Raw genomic sequence first — 845 nt, 5'->3', positions numbered from 1 at the left:
CTCGATGATCACCGGGATTATCTGGTGCATTTGCTCAAGCAATTCCCCAAGCTCAGCGCCGTCAAGATTGCCCGTAAGCTTCAGGCAAAGGTCGGCGACTTACCGGCCTCAGATCGCTCCATTCGCCGTTATGTGCGAGTGCTCAAGGAGGAAGTGGCCTCGGCCCAGATGCGCTATTACGAGCCCATTCTGGAGGATGTGCCCGGTGTTCAGTGTCAGGTGGACCCCGGTGAGTTGCGCGGCGTGCTGATCGGTGGCGAAGAACGCACGCTGCATTTTGTGGTGTTCGTGCTGTCGTACTCGCGGTTGATGTACGTGGGCCTGGCCTTCCGCCCGCTGGATACCCAGACGTTTATCCAGCTCCATGACGAAGCCCTGCGGTACTTCGGTGGCCTGCCGGATGAGAGCGTTTACGATCAGACCAAGCTGGTGGTGATCAACGAACAGTACCGCGAACTGACGCTCAACCAACGGTTTCATGAGTATGCCACCACGGCTGGATTCCGGATCCATGCCTGCGAAGGCTATGACCCGGAGAGCAAGGGCAAGGTGGAAGCCGGTGTTAAGTACGTCAAGCAGGATTGCCTCTACGGTGAAGTCTTCCGGGATCAGGAACACGTGCGTCAGCACGTGCAGGACTGGGTTGAGAGCGTGGCCAATGTCCGCATCCACGGCACCACCGGCGAACCACCGCGGGAACGCTTCGAACGGGATGAGCGAGAACATCTGGAGGCCTACCTGTCACCGGCTTGCGTACAGCCTGTGGCCCGCGAGACACGGCAGGTGGACAAGACCGGCCTGATCGCCTGGAAGGCCAACAAGTACTCCGTGCCCATGGCCTGGCA

1 protein-coding gene is annotated in these 845 nt (G+C 59.6%); it reads left to right on the top strand.

The window, feature by feature from the left end; all coding sequences use genetic code 11:
- Positions 1-845 (top strand): IS21 family transposase (gene istA / locus B2W52_RS22410; RefSeq protein ID WP_286800939.1); only part of this gene is annotated, 845 nt, incomplete at both ends.

It is taken from the genome of Marinobacter sp. UBA2498 (assembly GCF_002341575.1).
GTDB classification, from domain to species: domain Bacteria; phylum Pseudomonadota; class Gammaproteobacteria; order Pseudomonadales; family Oleiphilaceae; genus Marinobacter; species Marinobacter manganoxydans.
The sequence above is the reverse complement of the archived record's forward strand: the minus strand, read 5'-3'. Positions and strand labels throughout refer to the sequence as shown.